At 64.2% G+C, this 15,133-nt stretch carries 18 protein-coding genes and 1 pseudogene; 8 read left to right on the top strand and 11 right to left on the bottom strand.

The genetic code is table 11. The annotated features are described in order from the left end of the window. The first annotated feature begins 79 nt into the window (after nucleotides 1–79). From EA346_RS01965 to metK, 3 genes are all read left to right on the top strand, one after another. Nucleotides 80–379: a YciI family protein gene (locus EA346_RS01965; RefSeq protein ID WP_296754972.1), complete on the top strand. Its 300-nt coding sequence runs from the start codon at nucleotides 80–82 to the stop codon at nucleotides 377–379. Between the two features lie 84 nt (nucleotides 380–463). Then, entirely contained in the window at nucleotides 464–1,285 is an 822-nt protein-coding gene (locus EA346_RS01960) for a peptidylprolyl isomerase (protein ID WP_296754969.1), read from the top strand. 18 nt (nucleotides 1,286–1,303) lie between these two features. Continuing rightward, on the top strand, nucleotides 1,304–2,482 hold the full coding sequence (gene metK, locus EA346_RS01955) for a methionine adenosyltransferase (protein WP_296754967.1): 1,179 nt from the start codon (nucleotides 1,304–1,306) through the stop codon (nucleotides 2,480–2,482). A 52-nt stretch (nucleotides 2,483–2,534) separates the two neighbouring features. Here metK and EA346_RS01950 read toward each other — a convergent pair whose 3' ends face one another. The 9 genes from EA346_RS01950 to EA346_RS01910 all read right to left on the bottom strand — a co-directional run bounded on the left by EA346_RS01950 (nucleotide 2,535) and on the right by EA346_RS01910 (nucleotide 9,364). Further along, complete coding sequence (locus EA346_RS01950; protein WP_366755760.1) at nucleotides 2,535–2,921, bottom strand: iron-sulfur cluster assembly accessory protein; 387 nt, start codon at nucleotides 2,919–2,921, stop codon at nucleotides 2,535–2,537. A 63-nt stretch (nucleotides 2,922–2,984) separates the two neighbouring features. Further along, nucleotides 2,985–3,305, bottom strand: a complete 321-nt coding sequence (locus tag EA346_RS01945) for a non-heme iron oxygenase ferredoxin subunit (protein WP_296754961.1) — start codon at nucleotides 3,303–3,305, stop codon at nucleotides 2,985–2,987. 1 nt (nucleotide 3,306) lies between these two features. Further along, nucleotides 3,307–3,852, bottom strand: coding sequence for a putative Fe-S cluster assembly protein SufT (gene sufT / locus EA346_RS01940; RefSeq protein ID WP_296754959.1), 546 nt, complete (start codon nucleotides 3,850–3,852; stop codon nucleotides 3,307–3,309). 51 nt (nucleotides 3,853–3,903) lie between these two features. Next, nucleotides 3,904–5,241, bottom strand: coding sequence for a Fe-S cluster assembly protein SufD (gene sufD / locus EA346_RS01935; protein WP_296754956.1), 1,338 nt, complete (start codon nucleotides 5,239–5,241; stop codon nucleotides 3,904–3,906). Beyond that, nucleotides 5,238–5,987, bottom strand: a complete 750-nt coding sequence (gene sufC / locus EA346_RS01930) for a Fe-S cluster assembly ATPase SufC (protein WP_296754954.1) — start codon at nucleotides 5,985–5,987, stop codon at nucleotides 5,238–5,240. Before sufC ends, sufD begins: the two co-directional genes overlap by 4 nt. Before the next feature lie 141 nt (nucleotides 5,988–6,128). Next, nucleotides 6,129–6,548 (bottom strand): SufE family protein, encoded by a 420-nt coding sequence (locus tag EA346_RS01925; RefSeq protein ID WP_296747943.1) that lies wholly within the window; start codon nucleotides 6,546–6,548, stop codon nucleotides 6,129–6,131. A gap of 33 nt (nucleotides 6,549–6,581) precedes the next feature. Continuing rightward, nucleotides 6,582–8,030 (bottom strand): Fe-S cluster assembly protein SufB, encoded by a 1,449-nt coding sequence (gene sufB / locus EA346_RS01920; protein WP_296754951.1) that lies wholly within the window; start codon nucleotides 8,028–8,030, stop codon nucleotides 6,582–6,584. Between the two features lie 31 nt (nucleotides 8,031–8,061). Beyond that, nucleotides 8,062–8,514 carry an SUF system Fe-S cluster assembly regulator gene (locus EA346_RS01915; RefSeq protein WP_296754949.1) on the bottom strand — a complete coding sequence of 151 codons (453 nt, stop codon included), beginning with the start codon at nucleotides 8,512–8,514 and terminating at the stop codon, nucleotides 8,062–8,064. 253 nt (nucleotides 8,515–8,767) lie between these two features. Beyond that, on the bottom strand, nucleotides 8,768–9,364 hold the full coding sequence (locus EA346_RS01910) for a Uma2 family endonuclease (protein WP_296754992.1): 597 nt from the start codon (nucleotides 9,362–9,364) through the stop codon (nucleotides 8,768–8,770). 82 nt (nucleotides 9,365–9,446) lie between these two features. Here EA346_RS01910 and EA346_RS01905 point away from each other — a divergent pair, with 82 nt between their 5' ends. The 4 genes from EA346_RS01905 (at nucleotide 9,447) to EA346_RS01890 (ending at nucleotide 13,144) form a co-directional block, all read left to right on the top strand. Beyond that, nucleotides 9,447–10,295 (top strand): gamma-glutamylcyclotransferase, encoded by an 849-nt coding sequence (locus tag EA346_RS01905; RefSeq protein ID WP_296754946.1) that lies wholly within the window; start codon nucleotides 9,447–9,449, stop codon nucleotides 10,293–10,295. 119 nt (nucleotides 10,296–10,414) lie between these two features. Then, nucleotides 10,415–11,608 carry a succinyldiaminopimelate transaminase gene (gene dapC, locus EA346_RS01900; RefSeq protein ID WP_296754943.1) on the top strand — a complete coding sequence of 398 codons (1,194 nt, stop codon included), beginning with the start codon at nucleotides 10,415–10,417 and terminating at the stop codon, nucleotides 11,606–11,608. Between the two features lie 352 nt (nucleotides 11,609–11,960). After that, nucleotides 11,961–12,788: a 2,3,4,5-tetrahydropyridine-2,6-dicarboxylate N-succinyltransferase gene (gene dapD / locus EA346_RS01895; protein ID WP_296754940.1), complete on the top strand. Its 828-nt coding sequence runs from the start codon at nucleotides 11,961–11,963 to the stop codon at nucleotides 12,786–12,788. Continuing rightward, on the top strand, nucleotides 12,788–13,144 hold the full coding sequence (locus tag EA346_RS01890; protein ID WP_296754938.1) for an arsenate reductase: 357 nt from the start codon (nucleotides 12,788–12,790) through the stop codon (nucleotides 13,142–13,144). The genes dapD and EA346_RS01890 overlap by 1 nt, the downstream gene beginning before the upstream one ends. 97 nt (nucleotides 13,145–13,241) lie before the next feature. Here the strand turns inward: EA346_RS01890 and EA346_RS01885 are convergent, their stop codons facing one another. Together EA346_RS01885 and EA346_RS01880 are read right to left on the bottom strand one after the other, a co-directional pair. Continuing rightward, nucleotides 13,242–13,682 (bottom strand): OsmC family protein, encoded by a 441-nt coding sequence (locus tag EA346_RS01885; RefSeq protein ID WP_296754936.1) that lies wholly within the window; start codon nucleotides 13,680–13,682, stop codon nucleotides 13,242–13,244. Nucleotides 13,683–13,820: 138 nt separating this feature from the next. Beyond that, nucleotides 13,821–14,717: an NAD(P)-dependent oxidoreductase gene (locus tag EA346_RS01880; RefSeq protein ID WP_296754934.1), complete on the bottom strand. Its 897-nt coding sequence runs from the start codon at nucleotides 14,715–14,717 to the stop codon at nucleotides 13,821–13,823. Nucleotides 14,718–14,787: 70 nt separating this feature from the next. On the opposite strand from EA346_RS01880, the pseudogene EA346_RS01875 reads away from it, so the two are divergent. Then, nucleotides 14,788–15,067, top strand: a pseudogene (locus tag EA346_RS01875) (putrescine ABC transporter permease PotI); the annotation flags it as partial. Nucleotides 15,068–15,133 lie beyond the last annotated feature (66 nt).

Raw genomic sequence — 15,133 nt, 5'->3', positions numbered from 1 at the left:
CATGACTGCCTGCCCGGCCCGGCCTGCCCCGCGCGATGTATACTCCGCAGAGGTCAAACCCAACCCCAAGGAAACACTCATGCTGTACATGATCCTTGGCCAGGACGCGCCCGACAGTCTGGAGCGACGCCTTGCCGTGCGACCCGAACACCTCGTGCGCCTGGAGGCCCTGCGTGACGCAGGGCGTCTGTTGCTGGCCGGTCCCCTGCCCGCCGTCGACAGCCCGGATCCCGGCTCGGCCGGCTTCACCGGGAGCCTGATCGTTGCGGAATTCCCTTCGCTGGACGAAGCCACTGCCTGGGCGCATGCCGATCCCTACATGAAGACCGGTGTGTTCCACGAGGTCCTGGTTCGTCCCTTCAAACGCGTTCTACCATGATTGCCACCTAGGTAGCTAAAGCAGGTAACGCGGAGCCGACATCTGCCACCCCGCGCCAACACACGCCCACACCGGAGCCTCACGATGGATATCCGAATCACAGCCCCGCTGCTCCTTGCCGCTCTCGTTCTGCTCAGCGGATGTGAACGGCCTGACACCCTGCAGGAAGCGGTCGCGCCGGACGCGGAAACGCTCGTGATAATCAACGGGATGCCGATCACACGCGCCGACGTCTTTGCCTACACCGGTCTCGACGGCGCCCCCGACCCGGTGGGGCCGGAAGGTGTTCTGGAAGAACTGATCAACCTGGAGTTGCTGCGCCAGGAAGCCATTGCCCAGGGCATCGATCAGGAGATGGAAATCCAGATCATCCTGCGCAACATGGAGATCGGCCTGCTGGCCTCGGAAGTGATCGAACGCAGGGCCCGAGAGATGACCTTTTCCGACGCGGAGATCCAGGCGGAGTACGACGCACAGATCGCGGCCCACAGTTCGGTCGAGTACCGCGCGCGGCACATCCTGGTCGATGACGTGGCGGAAGCCCAAGAGGTCATCGCGGCGCTCGAAGAAGACGCCGACTTCGCCGAACTTGCCGCGACACATTCGCAGGATGCATCCGCACCCGAAGGTGGCGACCTCGGCTGGTTCGCGCCTGAGCAGATGATCCCCGCGTTCACCGAGGCGGTCGAGGCGCTGGAGCCCGGTGAGTACACCCGTGAACCGGTGCAGACCCAGTTCGGCTGGCATGTGATCCTGCTGGAGGATACCCGCGAGACTGCCCCGCCGCCGCTCGCCGAAGTGCGCACACAGATCGAGGAAATCCTTCAGGCCCGCGCGCTGCGCGCCTTCATGGAGGAGTTGCGTGCCGACGCGGAGATCGAATACCCGATTCGCCCGGCACAGTAGGGGTATGGAGAGGAAGACGTGACCGAGAGTTGGCTCTTCACCTCCGAGTCCGTCTCCGACGGGCATCCCGACAAACTGGCCGACCGCATTTCGGACAGCGTCCTGGACCGCTGCCTGCATCTGGACCGCAATGCCAAGGTGGCCTGCGAGACTTTGCTCACCGAGGGCCTGGTCGTTCTAGCCGGTGAGTTTCGCCTGGACAGCGAGGACGGGCTCAGGACCGTCCGGGGTGCCCTGGATGGTTTGGTCCGCCAGTTGTTGCGCGATACTGGTTACCACGCGGGATTTCCCGGCATCGATCCCGAGACCTGCGAGGTGCTGATCCGGATCCACGGGCAGTCCGCGCAGATCGCAAAAGGCGTCGAACGCGCCGATGGGGTTCTCGGGGCCGGAGATCAGGGACTGATGTTCGGTTATGCCTGCGATGAAACCCCGGAACTGATGCCCTTGCCCATCCAGCTGGCGCACCGCCTGATGCAGCGCCAGCACGCCCTGCGTCGACAACCGGAATTCTCCTGGCTGCGGCCCGACGCGAAGTCGCAGGTCTCCGTCCGCTACACGGATGGGCGGCCCACGGCGGTGGAAACCGTGGTGCTGTCCACCCAACTTCAGGGGGCGATCACGGACGCGGACGTTGAACGGGAGACGATCCAGCATCTGATTGAGCCGGTCATTCCCCCTGCGCTGCGCGCCCCGGAGATCCGCTACCTCGTGAACCCGGCAGGACGGTTCGAAGTCGGCGGGCCGCAGGGTGATACCGGCGTCACCGGCCGCAAGATCATCGTCGATACCTACGGGGCAAGTTGTCCGCACGGAGGCGGGGCATTCTCGGGGAAGGACCCGACCAAGGTGGACCGCTCCGCGGCTTACGCTGCACGCTGGGTGGCCAAGCACCTGGTCGCAGCGGGTGCCGCGAGGCGTTGTACCGTCCAGTTGGCCTATGCCATCGGGCGCCCGGATCCGGTGTCGATCCGCGTCGACGGGCATGGGACGAGTCTGGTCTCAGGCGACCGCATGGAACGGGCCGTGCGCGATGTCTTTGACCTGACGCCCGCGGGCATCATCCGGGAGCTCGATCTTCGCCGGCCGATCTATGCGGCGACAGCGGCCTTTGGACATTTCGGCCGGGAGGAAACCGACTTCACCTGGGAACAGACGCCCCGGATCGACGCACTGCAAGACGCCCTCGGCCTCTGATTCCATGGAGTGCGGGGCTCGCTCCCGGACCCCAGCCGCCGCCCCGTACACCCTATATGGAGAAGCTCTCTCCGCAACCGCATTCGGCCGTGACGTTGGGATTGTTGAAGACCAATTGCCGGGTCAGTCCCTCGGAGACGAAGTCGATCTCCGTGCCATGGACGAAGCTGAAGCTCTTCTCATCGACGTAGATGTCGAGACCACCGCCGACGCCGAAGATCATGTCGTCGTCGCGCGCCTCGCGGACCAGGTCGACCACGTACATCCAGCCAGAGCAGCCCGTGCGCTTCACCTCGAGGCGGAAACCGATCGCTGATGGGTCCGACTCCATCTGTTTCAGGATGTGACGCGTGGCCTTGTCCGTCGCCCGGACGCGATCTGCCTCGGGCACCTGCGCGCTGCTGGTCGGTGTGCTGCTCTCAATGGCCGTGGTGTTCATTGGCTGCTTCTCCTGAATCATGTCAATTCTGCTGACTGGATCATGGGGCCTGATGGGCCGGTCTCAATCCCAGCGATCATCCCGGACCTGCACCATGCCCTCGTGAATACGCACGGGGAAGGTGGTGAGGGGCTCATAGGCGGGCGCGGTCAAGGCTGCGCCGGTGCGCAGGCAGAACTCCGCCCCGTGTTGGGGGCAGGTGATACGGTCGCCCTTTACCTCGCCGCCGGCCATTGGGTACTCCTCATGCGAACACATGTCCTCGATGGCATGAAAATCGCCCTCGACATTAAACACGAGGACCGGCACATCATCGACATCGACCCATCGGTGCTGCCCGGGCTCGATCTGGTCCGGCGGGGCTACGTCCACCCAACCGCTCATGTCAGAACATTCCCGTCTGCAGGCGCGCAGCCTCGGTCATGCGCGAGGCGTCCCAGGGCGGATCGAAGACGACCTCGACCGTGGCCTCGTCTACCGTAGGTACTTCCATCACCCGTTGCCACACATCGGTGGCGATCACGTTGCCCATGCCGCACCCCGGCGCGGTCAGGGTCATATCGATGTGCACCGAGCGGCCACCGGACTCGTTGCGCTCGATCTCGCAGCGGTAGATGAGCCCCAGGTCGACGATATTGATCGGAATCTCAGGGTCGTAACAGCCCCTCATCTGATCCCAGATCAACTCTTCGACCTCTTCGTCCGAGGCGTCTTCCGGCAGTTCGGGGCGTGGTGTTGGCTCCTTGCCCAACGCGTCCGCGTCCTTGGCATCGATCCGGAACATGCGGCCCTCCGCAGTCACCGTATAGCTGCCGCCGAGCGCCTGGACCAGTCCGACCTCGCCCCCTTCACCGATCATCACCCGTTGCCCCGCGGGCACCGCAACTGCCGGGCAGTCACGGGTGAGTTTGATCATTTCCTGAACCTGCATGTCCTGGCCTCTCTACTCAAGGTTTCAACTGCGAATGATACTGGGCCATGCTCAGCCGATGACGTCGATCGCACCGGCTTCCGGGAGCCGCGCCGCCAGCCGCCTTTCGATGCTGGTGCGCACGGGAGCCAGCTCCATCCGCTCGAGGACCTCGTCGGCGAAGGCGAACACCAGCATGCCCCGCGCCGCCTCGGCATCAATACCACGGCTGCGCAAGTAATACATCGATGTCTCGTCGAGCTGGCCGACGGTCGCGCCGTGGGCGCACTTCACATCGTCGGCATAGATCTCCAGTTCCGGCTTGGTATCGATCTCCGCGTTGGGCGAGAGCAGCAGGTTGGCACTGTGCTGCTGGGCATCGGTCTTCTGCGCGCCCCGCTCCACCAGCACCCGGCCCTTGAACACGCCCCGGCCGTGACCCTGGCCGATACCCCGGTATTGTTCCCGGCTCGTTGTGTGCGGCGAGGAATGATGAACCCGCGTATGGGTGTCCACATGCTGGCGCCCGCCCACCAGGAACAGGCCATTGAGCTCGATCTCCGCGCCCGGCTCGGTCAGGTCGACATTCAGATCGTGGCGAACCAGGCGGCCGCCGAGATTCACGTTATGCGAAGTCACACGGCTGTCGCGCCGCTGCTGGATAAAGACACTGCCCACGTGATAGGCGCTATCGGCGTGGTCCTGCAACAGGTAATGGCGCAGCTGTGCCCCCGCCTCGGCACGCAGCTCGGTCACCGTATTGGTGAAGCCACTGGCACCTTCCAGGTCGGCATAGTGCTCGATTACGGTAGCCTCGGAGCCTTCCCCGGCCTGGATCAGCACGCGCGGGTGGCTCCAGGTCGCGGGGCTACCGGCGGAACCGACGATCAACAGGTGCAGGGGCCGCTCCAGGCGTACGCCCTTGCCCAGCCGGATCACCGCACCGTCTGTCAGGAAGGCCATGTTCGCCGCGGCAAAACTCGAGAAGCGATCATGCGCGAGCGTACCGAGCAAGGGCTCCAACGGGTCGGGGTCGGAGGCCAGCGCCTCGGCCAGACCCTGCACGGTGACCCCAGCGGGAAGCTCGCCCAGATCGGAGAATTCCGTGCGCAGCCGTCCGTCCACGAAGACCATGCGGTAGGCATCCAGGCCCTCGAATCCCATCGCGCGCAGCGCTTCCTCCGACACCGGGGCATCGCTCACCGCCGCCATGAAGGGCTTGGTCGCGATCGGCCGCACGTTGGTGTACTTCCACTCTTCCTGACGCGGATCGGGGAAGCCTGCCTCGGAAAAACGCGCGGCGGCACCGTGCCGGCGGCCGGCGAGCCACTCGGGAATGGCGCCGGGCAGCCCGTCCTGCAGGCGCTGCACCTGCTCGGCGTAGTGTTGGCTCAGGGCGTTCGTGCTCATGCCGCCTCCTCGATGATCCCGTGGTAGCCGTTGCGCTCCAGTTCGTGGGCCAAGGTCTTGTCGCCGGACTTGATGATGCGCCCGTCGGACAGGACATGGACAAAATCGGGCTCGATGTGGCTCAGCAGGCGCTGGTAGTGGGTCACCAGCACGATCGCACGATCCTGGGAACGCAGCCTGTTGACGCCCTCGGACACCACCTTGAGTGCATCGATGTCCAGGCCGGAATCGGTCTCGTCCAGCAGGGCAAGTTTCGGTTCCAGGACCAGCATCTGCAGGATCTCGTTGCGCTTCTTCTCGCCGCCAGAGAAGCCCACGTTCACCGCGCGGTGCAGGAAGCTTTCGTCCATCTGCATGGTCTTCAGCTTTTCGCGCACCAGTTTCAGGAACTGGAAGGTGTCCGCCTCGGGCTCGCCGCGATGCTTGCGCTGGGCGTTGTAGGCCTCTTTCAGGAGATAGATGTTCTTGACACCGGGAATCTCCACCGGGTACTGGAACCCCAGCAGAATGCCCTCGCGGGCACGCTCCTCGGGCTCGAGTTCGAACAGGTCCTTACCCATGAATTCCACGGTGCCGCCGGTCACCTCGTAGCCGTCGCGGCCGCCGAGCACCTGGCACAGCGTGCTCTTGCCCGAACCATTCGGACCCATGATCGCGTGCACTTCGCCCGCCTTGACCTCGAGGTCGATGCCCTTGAGGATCTCGGCCGCCTCGACCCGGGCCTGCAGGTTGTTGATTTTCAGCATTGCGTGTTCTCCTGAAAAGATTGTGCGGGCCATGCGGCCACTCGGTTGAATTCTCGTATGCGGTCGCGCGCGTACCGGATGGGCGGATGACGGCCTTCGGCCTTCTTTGCCCTACGGGTGGGTTCCGCGTGCTTCATCGCGTCAGGCCGTGGCTGCGTGTTCGATGGCCAGTTCACGGACACGGAACATCAGCGCTTCCATGCCCGCGCGTCGGGTTGGGCTCAGCGCGGATTCCAGACCCAGCGGTCCGAACAGTTCCTCGGGGTCGGTGGCCAGCACCTCCTCCGGGGTCTTGTCGCGGAACGGGAGCAGCATCAGCGCCATCAGGCCGCGCACGAGAGACGTCTCGGCGTCCGCATGAAAGACCAGCTTCGGCGGATCCTCGTCACTGAGGTGCGCGGTCAGCCAGGCCTGGGTGTTGCAGTCCTTGATCCGGTTTTCCTCGGTCAACTGCTCGGCCGGCAGGTTGGGCATGTGTCCGCCCAGATCCTCGATCATCTTGTACCGGTCTTCCCAATCCGGAAGCATCTGGAAGGCTTCCATCAGTTCCTGCACGTTCATCTCATCCTCCTCCAGTCGATCGGCGCAGCGGGCTCAGCCGACCGCTCCTTCGAGCGATACCGCGAGCAGGGCCTGGGCCTCGACCGCGAACTCCATCGGCAGTTCGCCGAAGACTTCCTTGCAGAAGCCATTGACGATCATGTTCACCGCGTCCTCTTCCGAGATCCCGCGCTGCTTCAGGTAGAAGATCTGGTCGTCGCCGATCTTCGAGGTGGTCGCCTCGTGCTCCACCTGTGCGCTGGGATTCTTCACCTCGATGTAGGGATAGGTGTGCGCGCCGCAGCGGTCGCCGAGCAGCAGCGAGTCACACTGGGTGTAATTCCGGGCCCCCTCGGCACCGCCAAGGATCTTCACCAGGCCGCGATAGGCATTGTTCGCGCGACCCGCGGAAATCCCCTTGGAGATGATCGTGCTGCGGGTGTTCTTCCCGACGTGGATCATCTTCGTGCCGCTGTCGATCTGCTGCATGTTGTTGCCGACCGCGACCGAGTAGAACTCGCCCACCGAGTTGTCGCCCAACAGCACGCAGCTCGGGTATTTCCAGGTGATCGCCGAGCCGGCCTCGACCTGGGTCCAGGAGATCTTGCTGTTGCGGCCGCGGCACTCGCCGCGCTTGGTCACGAAGTTGTAGATCCCGCCCTTGCCTTCCTCGTCGCCGGGATACCAGTTCTGGACCGTCGAGTACTTGATCTCGGCGTCGTCCAGTGCGATCAGTTCCACCACCGCTGCGTGCAGCTGGTTGCGGTCGCGCTGCGGCGCGGTGCAGCCCTCGAGGTAGCTCACGTGGGAGCCTTCCTCGGCAATGATCAGCGTGCGTTCGAACTGCCCGGTGTCCATTGCGTTGATGCGGAAGTAGGTCGACAGCTCCATCGGGCAGCGAACGCCCTTCGGGATGTACACGAAGGAGCCGTCCGAGAAGACCGCGGCATTCAGTGCTGCGAAGTAGTTGTCGCCCGAGGGGACCACGGTCCCCAGGTACTTCTGCACCAGCTCGGGGTGATTGTGCACGGCCTCGGAGAAGGAGCAGAAGATCACGCCCGCTTCGCCGAGCTTCTCCTTGAATGTCGTCGTCACCGAAACGCTGTCGAACACGGCATCCACCGCGACACCGGCGAGCCGCGCGCGTTCGTGCAGGGGGATGCCCAGCTTCTCGTAGGTCTCGAGCAGCTTGGGATCGACCTCGTCCAGGCTCTTCGGGGCATCGTCGTCGGACTTCGGGGCCGCGTAATACGAAACGGCCTGGTAGTCGATCTTCGGGTAATGCACATGCGCCCAGCTCGGCTCTTTCATGGTCAGCCAATGGCGGTAGGCTTCCAGCCGCCAGTTGAGCATGAACTCCGGCTCGTGCTTCTTCGCGGAGATGGCGCGGATCACGTCCTCGTTCAGCCCCGGCGGCAGGATTTCCTGATCGATGTCGGTACTGAATCCGTACTTGTACTCGCGCTTGACGAGTTGCTCGACGTCTTGAGAATGCGTGGACATGGTTCTGGCCTCGGTTTGCTGGTTGAATCGTTCAGAGAGCGGCCACCCGGACTCCGCCCAGGGTGACCGGGACTGGCATAGTGCCGGTCGTGAGGTCGTTCAGGGTCACCACGGAGAGGGCCTGGCGAAAGGCTGCGTTGATATGAACCCAGTGCGGGCGGGTGTTGCACTTGCTGTGGATCTGGCAGTCCAGTTCCTCGCTCATGCACTCGGTCAGGGCGATCGGACCTTCCACGGCCTCGATGATCACCGCAAGATTGGTCTCGGAGGGACGGCGCGCCAGCCGGTAGCCGCCGTTGCGACCCTGCATGGAGAGCAGCACCCCGTCTTCTTTCAGCATTTTCAGCAACTTGACCACGGTCGGCAGCGCGATCTGGGTCGTCGCTGCCAACTGGCGCGCTGTCGTACCCTGCCCGCGATCCGCCTTTGCTATCTCGCAAAGGAGGACGATCGCGTAGTCACTGAGCTTGCTGATGCGCAACATGGTCGCTGATTGGCTCCGTTAAACAGTACTGAATTGGTCCCATTTTACCTTAAAAAGTAGGGGCGAGAACGCCCCGGGGTCCACTTCCTTTGAATCAATGATGCGGAGTTTGGCGAAGGGCGCGCTGGCAATCAACAAAACACCCCGCAATACGCGGAAAAGCCACTACCCACGGACAGGCAAGCGTCGTGCCGGCGGCGCCACTCCAGACTCAATGATTGAAACAGGGGTAGCTCGAAGCAATCGGGGGCTTCTACCTGGGCTGGCCTTCGCCAAATACCGGAGTGAACGCGTCCCAGTCGATCTCCAGCCCTGGTACGGCGCCGACGGATTGTCGCCCTGACAATTCCTGGATCTCCGGCTTGCCGAACGCCCCCTCAACGAGTCGATAGGCGGTCACGACCCGATCCACCGGGTGGACCAGCCAGTATTCCTGAACACCGGCGCGCTCGTAGAGGTCGCGCTTCAGGATCAGATCGTGACCCGCCGTGGCCGGCGAAAGCACCTCGACAACCCAGTGCGGCGCGCCGCGGCAGCCCCGCTCGTCGAGTCTGGAGGGGTCGCAGACCACTGAAAGGTCAGGTTGCACCACGGTCTCGATCTGATCGTCCGCCTCGTCACCGCGGGGGAGCCGGACGTCAAAGGGAGCGATAAAAGGGCGGCACGGCCCGGTTCGCAGAACATTGGCCACCTGCCGAAACAACTCTCCAAGTACATCCTGATGCCGCAACGACGGTGCCGGTGCCATCGCATACGCGATTCCATCGATCAATTCGTAGCGGAGATCCTCAGGCCACTGCCGATAGTCGCCGTAGGTATGCCTTTGGTCGTCACGTCTCGCCAGACCCATCAGTATTGCCTCTATCACGAAACCAACGCCTTCCCGCAGTATAGGTTCCCATGGAAGGGCGAACCAGTACTCCCACGCGGGCATGACCAAACTCTTCGTGTACGGCACCCTGCTGCGCGGCCTGAGCCGCGCCCAGATGCTGCGGAGCTCGCGGTTCCTGGGACCAGCGTTGCTCTCGGGTCGGTTGTTCGACCTCGGGAGCTACCCAGGGCTGCTTTTCGGCGAAGGGCTGGTCGTAGGAGAGATCCACCTGGTGGATTCGTCCACGCTGCAGCGCCTCGACCGCGTCGAAGACTTTGATGCGGGGGATCCCGAGGGCTCTCTGTACCGCCGCGAACCGGTTTCCGCACGCCACTTCTCGGGCGGGGGCGAAACCGTAGAGACCTATTTCTACAACCGCGAGCCCGCTGCCGGGGCCCTGATCCCCCACGGGGATTACCGCCGGCACCTGATCGAGCGGCGGCCGTGCGCTCAACCCGCGGTTGCCTACGGATCGAACCTCAGTCTCGCGCGCATCGAAGCGCGTATCGGACCCGTGGGCCGGCGCCATCCAGGGTGCTTTGAAGGCTTCAGGCTGAGCCTGGACAAGCGGGCGGCGATCAGACGCAACGTGGTCGCGAACATCCGCTACACGGGTGAGGACGACTGCCCGGGGGCGCTGCACCATCTCAGCCTGGAACAGTTGCAGGCGATGGATCGCTACGAGGGTACCCCGAACCACTATCTGCGCATCGTGCTGCCTTTCCGGCTGAACGGGCGCTCAGGGACCCGCCTGGCGCATACCTGGATTGCCCATCCGGACCGGGTCACCGCCGGCCTCCCGGTGCGCGCAGAGTACCTGTCCCACCTGCGATCCGGTTACGCACAATTCGGCTGGTCCGAGGCTCCGATCACACGCGCCCTCGAAATCCTGCGGCAGGGAAACCCCTGACGGGGCGCACGTCAGCGGAAGAGAGCGCGCTGCACGGGGTTGGGTATACTACGCGCCCGCCAGTTTGCGGACGCCTGAAGGCCCCCGCCCAGATCGCTCCGAAGAGTACGTGCCCACCGATGAACCCGAACCTCGACCACCTCCAACCCTACCCATTCCAACGCCTGCAGGCCCTGTTCGCGGATCTGCAGCCCGCGACGACGCCAGCGCCCATCGCGCTGTCCATCGGTGAGCCCCGGCATCCGATGCCCGCCTTCGTCCAGCCTGTTCTCGAACAGGCCCTATCCGGCTTCAACCGCTACCCGACCACGCGCGGCGAACCCGCGCTTCGCGAGGTCATCGCGCGCTGGCTCCAGATTCGCTTCAATCTCCCGAACGTCGATGCAGAGCGGCAGGTATTGCCGCTGAGCGGGACGCGAGAAGGCCTGTTCGCCCTCGCCCAGGCGGTGGTCACGCCCGGGCCCGACGCGGGCGTACTGATGCCCAATCCCTTCTACCAGATTTACGAGGGTGCCGCCCTGCTCGCCGGGGCCGAGCCCCTGTTCTACAACCTGGAGCGGGCGAACGGATACCGGCCACAGTTCGAGGATCTGCCCGCCGCGCTCTGGGACCGTGTACAGCTGCTATACATCTGCAACCCAGGCAACCCCGCGGGTGCGGTTATGTCGGAGAAGCAACTGGGCGACCTGATCGAACGTGCCGAACGGCACGACTTCGTCATCGCGGCGGATGAGTGCTACTCCGAGATCTATCCGCCTGACAAGGCGCCACCTCCGGGACTTCTGGGTGCGGCCGCTCGTCTCGGCAACGCGAACTTCTCGCGCTGTGTAGCCTTTCATAGCCTTTCGAAGCGATCGAATCTGCCGGGGTTACGCAGCGGGTTCGTCGCTGGGGACTCCAATATTCTGGATCGCTTTGCGCTGTACCGGACCTATCACGGCTGCACGCTCCCGGGGCCGGTCCAGGCCGTCAGCGCAGCCGCCTGGGCGGACGAAATGCACGTCCACGAGAACCGCTGGCAATACGCTGCGAAGTTTGCCGCGGTGCTGCCGACGCTCGAACCGGTGCTGGAGGTTGCAAGACCCGACGCCGGCTTCTATCTCTGGCCACGGGTTCCCGATGGCGACGATGAGGCCTTCGCACGCCGCCTCCAGCAGGAGGTCAACGTTACGGTCCTGCCCGGCCGCTATCTGTCGCGCCCGACTCCGGAAGGCGATCCGGGCGCAGGCCACGTGCGCATCGCCCTGGTCGCGGAGCCGCAGGCCTGTATCGAGGCGGCCGAGCGCATTCGAACGCTGCTGGAGCGAGGATGAGCGCGACGACCCTATTGTGGAGTGCGGCGGCTTGCCGCCGCTGTGGGGATTTCCCGGGCGAAGCCGCAGACTGTAGGTCGGGTTAGCCCAAAGGGCGTAACCCGACGGGTCTCGCACGCACCCATGGCCGCAAAGCAGCGTCATCCCCCGCACCCCGGCACGTCGGGTTACGCGGCGCTAACCCGACCTACAGAACTGCCAGCCGCAATGGGCCAGCCCCGGACCACGGGCCTCGCACACCACCCATGGGCGCAAAATAGCGTCGCCCCCGGGACTCCGGCACGTCGGGTTACGCTACGCTAACCCGACCTACAGAGCTTATTCTATAATCAACATGAACAAAGGATCCCACATGTCTGATCTAAAAAGTGTCATCGAATCCGCATTCGAGCGCCGCGCGGAAATCACCCCGCGCAACGTAGAGACCACGGTGAAGGACGCGGTACGCGAGACCATCGAACAACTGGACCGCGGTGCCTTGCGCGTCGCCGAGAAGATCGACGGGCAATGGGTGGTGCACGAGTGGCTGAAGAAGGCCGTTCTGCTCTCCTTCCGCATCGAGGAGAACCAGTTCATCAAGGGCGGCTTCACCAATTACTACGACAAGGTCCCCTCGAAATTTGCCGATACCAGCAGCCGCGATTTTCGCGCCGGTGGCGCACGCGTGGTGCCGCCGGCGACCGCGCGCAAGGGTGCCTTCATCGCCCCGAACGTGGTGTTGATGCCCTCCTACGTGAACATCGGCGCCTACGTCGACGAGGGCACGATGGTCGATACCTGGGCAACCGTCGGATCCTGCGCCCAGATCGGCAAGAACGTCCATCTCTCCGGCGGCGTGGGAATTGGCGGGGTGTTGGAACCGCTGCAGGCGTCTCCGACCATCATCGAGGACAACTGCTTCATCGGCGCCCGCTCGGAGATCGTCGAGGGCGTGATCGTCGAGGAAGGCGCGGTGATCTCGATGGGCGTGTATATCGGACAGAGCACGCGGATCTATGACCGGGAAAAGGACGAAGTCACCTACGGCCGGATTCCCGCGGGTGCCGTGGTGGTGTCGGGCAACCTGCCCTCCAGGGACGGCAAGTACTCCCTCTACTGTGCGGTGATCGTCAAGCGCGTGGACGAGAAGACCAAGGCCAAGGTCGGCCTGAACGCATTGCTGCGTGACATTCCCGGCTGATGGCGGATCTCGTCGTCTACGGCATTCCCAACTGTGACACGGTGCGTCGGGCCCGCCGAGAGCTGACCGCAGCGGGCCTGGAACACCGTTTCCACGACTTCCGCAAGGATGGGCTGACCGCGACGCTGCTCGATCGCTGGCTTGGAAGCGTGGGTTGGGATGCGCTGCTGAACCGCCGTGGCACCACATGGCGTCAATTGCCGGCCGAGACCCGCGATGGTATCGACGCCACCCAGGCGCGTTCGCTGATGCTGGATCGTCCCACCCTGATCCGGAGGCCCGTGATCGAACGTGCCGGAGAGATTCTTGTCGGCTGGGATGCGGACCGCGCGACCCAACTCGCGGGCAAGAGCTGATAACTCCGATCCCTCTGGAGTGCGGGAGCTTGCTCCCGCTTTTGGAGAGCCGGGAACTTCCCAAAAGCGGCGGCAAGCCGCCGCCCTCCAGATCGCCTCAGGCCTCCTCGGCGAGCCGCAGTTCCTCCTCATCCAACTGCTGCACGTGAATGTGTACCGGCACGTTGCCATGCAACGCCTGGTGCACCGGGCAATGGTTCATCATCCGGTCGAGGATGTGACGCTCCTCGTCGTCGAGCGTCACCGCGAGGCGCAGGGTCAGGTCCATGCGCGAGATTCGGCAACGGCGCCCATCCACCTGCCAGTCGAGCGTCGCCATCAGGGTTTGCGGAAGATTGCGGCGCTCGAGGAAACGGCGCGCGAATTCGGTCATGCAACAGCCCAGCGCGATGGCAAGGTGCTGCACTGGGTTGTATCCCAGCGGCTTCGACGGATCGAGGGCAGCCGTCGGATCGTCACAGGGGTTGATGATACGGACCCGGCCCCGGATCGTCCGGCACAGAGTCAGGGTAGCGGCATTGTCGCCATTGTCGCTCATGAAGGAATCCCGTTGATCGGCGCCGGGGCACGGCGGGCCGCCGGCGTCTTTAAGGCTCAAAAAATACTATAAAGCAAGTGGGAATCCTTCCGGAAGGTACCTATCCCCTTTGGGTCAGGTAGCCTTGATGTATCGACTTCAGCGATCCGGCACGCAATACCGTGCGAGAATGGTCGAATCGTCGTAGGCATGGCCACTTTCCAGAGCGCGCGCCAGCGCAGCCCGCACCCGTTCCACACCCCCGAGATCCAGCCCGAGACCGGCCGCCGTGTTGGCGACGATACCCATGTCCTTGGCATGCAGATGGGCCATGAACCCGGGGACGAAGTTGTCGTCGAGCAGACGCTGGCCGTGCATCTCCAGAACCTTCGATCCGGCAAAGCCACCCAGCAGGGCCTCGCGCACCCTGGCCGGATCCACGCCGGCACCCTCGGCCAGGGAATAGGCTTCACCGATCGCCACCAGCGTCTCGCCGATGATGAGCTGGTTGCACGCCTTTGCGATCTGCCCGGCCCCGCTCTCGCCGACGCGGGTCAGGGTCCTGCCGACCAGCGCGAGCAGTGGTCGGACGCGATCGACATCCGCCTCGGCCCCGCCCAGCATCAGGGTCAGGGTGCCGTCGATCGCTCCGCGTTCGCCACCGGACACGGGTGCGTCCACGAACGCGATGCCTGCCTCGCGCGCACGCTCCGCAATCACCCGCGTACGCATCGGGTCGATCGTGCTGTGATCCACCACGATCAGCCCCGACGGGGCGTGGGTCAGGATACCGCCTTCGTCCAGCATCAGGCTCTCGACGTCAGGGGTGTCGGACACGTTGAGGAACAGCACGCGGACAGAGGCGACGAGGCTCTCGAAGCTGTCCGCGAGCGTCGCACCATCGGCGACGAGTTTCTGCGCCTGTTCGAGCCGGCGCGCCCAGACGTGCACGGGCACCCCACCGCGCAGGAGGTTCCGCACCATTGGGGCACCCATGATCCCGAGGCCGATATAGCCGACGGGAAGCAGATCATCCGGAACTGATTTCTGGCTCATCGCTGTCCTCCTCTACACAGTCTGAGTCTAGCAGCCCGGCCGGCCCCACGTGGCGCTCATGCCGCCGCTGCCACTGGTGATGCCGGAGGTCATCGTCGGGCTTTCCGGCCTTTTGATGTTCGTGACCCTGGAACAGCTCATCGGCTGCCCCCCGGGCGCAGGATGACCACCATCACCATTGCCCATGTGACCTTTACCAGCGCCTTCGTGGCGGTGATCGTGCAGTCACGTTCCAACTCGACGTGCGCCTCGAAGAGGCCGCGATGGACCTCGGTGCCCGGCCCTGGAAGGTCTTTCTGGTGATCATCCTGCCGATCATCTCGCCGGCGCTCGTCGCCGGGTGGCTGCTGCACCGTCAGGCGTCCCGCAACGCCCACTAGTGGGCCATGCTGAGAGCGCCCCAGTCCATTCGATTT

Source organism: Thioalkalivibrio sp. (assembly GCF_007692535.1).
GTDB lineage: Bacteria > Pseudomonadota > Gammaproteobacteria > Ectothiorhodospirales > Ectothiorhodospiraceae > Thioalkalivibrio.
Note: the sequence above shows the minus strand (reverse complement) of the source record. Positions and strands in the feature narration are given on the sequence as shown.

Bases quoted from the DNA above. Each gene is read 5' to 3' on its own strand.
- EA346_RS01965 (WP_296754972.1), top strand. From the start codon at position 80: ATGCTGTACATGATCCTTGGCCAGGACGCGCCCGACAGTCTGGAGCGA.
- EA346_RS01960 (WP_296754969.1), top strand. From the start codon at position 464: ATGGATATCCGAATCACAGCCCCGCTGCTCCTTGCCGCTCTCGTTCTG.
- EA346_RS01950 (WP_366755760.1), bottom strand. From the start codon at position 2,921: ATGAACACCACGGCCATTGAGAGCAGCACACCGACCAGCAGCGCGCAG.
- EA346_RS01945 (WP_296754961.1), bottom strand. From the start codon at position 3,305: ATGAGCGGTTGGGTGGACGTAGCCCCGCCGGACCAGATCGAGCCCGGG.
- sufT (WP_296754959.1), bottom strand. From the start codon at position 3,852: ATGCAGGTTCAGGAAATGATCAAACTCACCCGTGACTGCCCGGCAGTT.
- sufD (WP_296754956.1), bottom strand. From the start codon at position 5,241: ATGAGCACGAACGCCCTGAGCCAACACTACGCCGAGCAGGTGCAGCGC.
- sufC (WP_296754954.1), bottom strand. From the start codon at position 5,987: ATGCTGAAAATCAACAACCTGCAGGCCCGGGTCGAGGCGGCCGAGATC.
- EA346_RS01925 (WP_296747943.1), bottom strand. From the start codon at position 6,548: ATGAACGTGCAGGAACTGATGGAAGCCTTCCAGATGCTTCCGGATTGG.
- sufB (WP_296754951.1), bottom strand. From the start codon at position 8,030: ATGTCCACGCATTCTCAAGACGTCGAGCAACTCGTCAAGCGCGAGTAC.
- EA346_RS01915 (WP_296754949.1), bottom strand. From the start codon at position 8,514: ATGTTGCGCATCAGCAAGCTCAGTGACTACGCGATCGTCCTCCTTTGC.
- EA346_RS01910 (WP_296754992.1), bottom strand. From the start codon at position 9,364: ATGGGTCTGGCGAGACGTGACGACCAAAGGCATACCTACGGCGACTAT.
- EA346_RS01905 (WP_296754946.1), top strand. From the start codon at position 9,447: ATGACCAAACTCTTCGTGTACGGCACCCTGCTGCGCGGCCTGAGCCGC.
- dapC (WP_296754943.1), top strand. From the start codon at position 10,415: ATGAACCCGAACCTCGACCACCTCCAACCCTACCCATTCCAACGCCTG.
- dapD (WP_296754940.1), top strand. From the start codon at position 11,961: ATGTCTGATCTAAAAAGTGTCATCGAATCCGCATTCGAGCGCCGCGCG.
- EA346_RS01890 (WP_296754938.1), top strand. From the start codon at position 12,788: ATGGCGGATCTCGTCGTCTACGGCATTCCCAACTGTGACACGGTGCGT.
- EA346_RS01885 (WP_296754936.1), bottom strand. From the start codon at position 13,682: ATGAGCGACAATGGCGACAATGCCGCTACCCTGACTCTGTGCCGGACG.
- EA346_RS01880 (WP_296754934.1), bottom strand. From the start codon at position 14,717: ATGAGCCAGAAATCAGTTCCGGATGATCTGCTTCCCGTCGGCTATATC.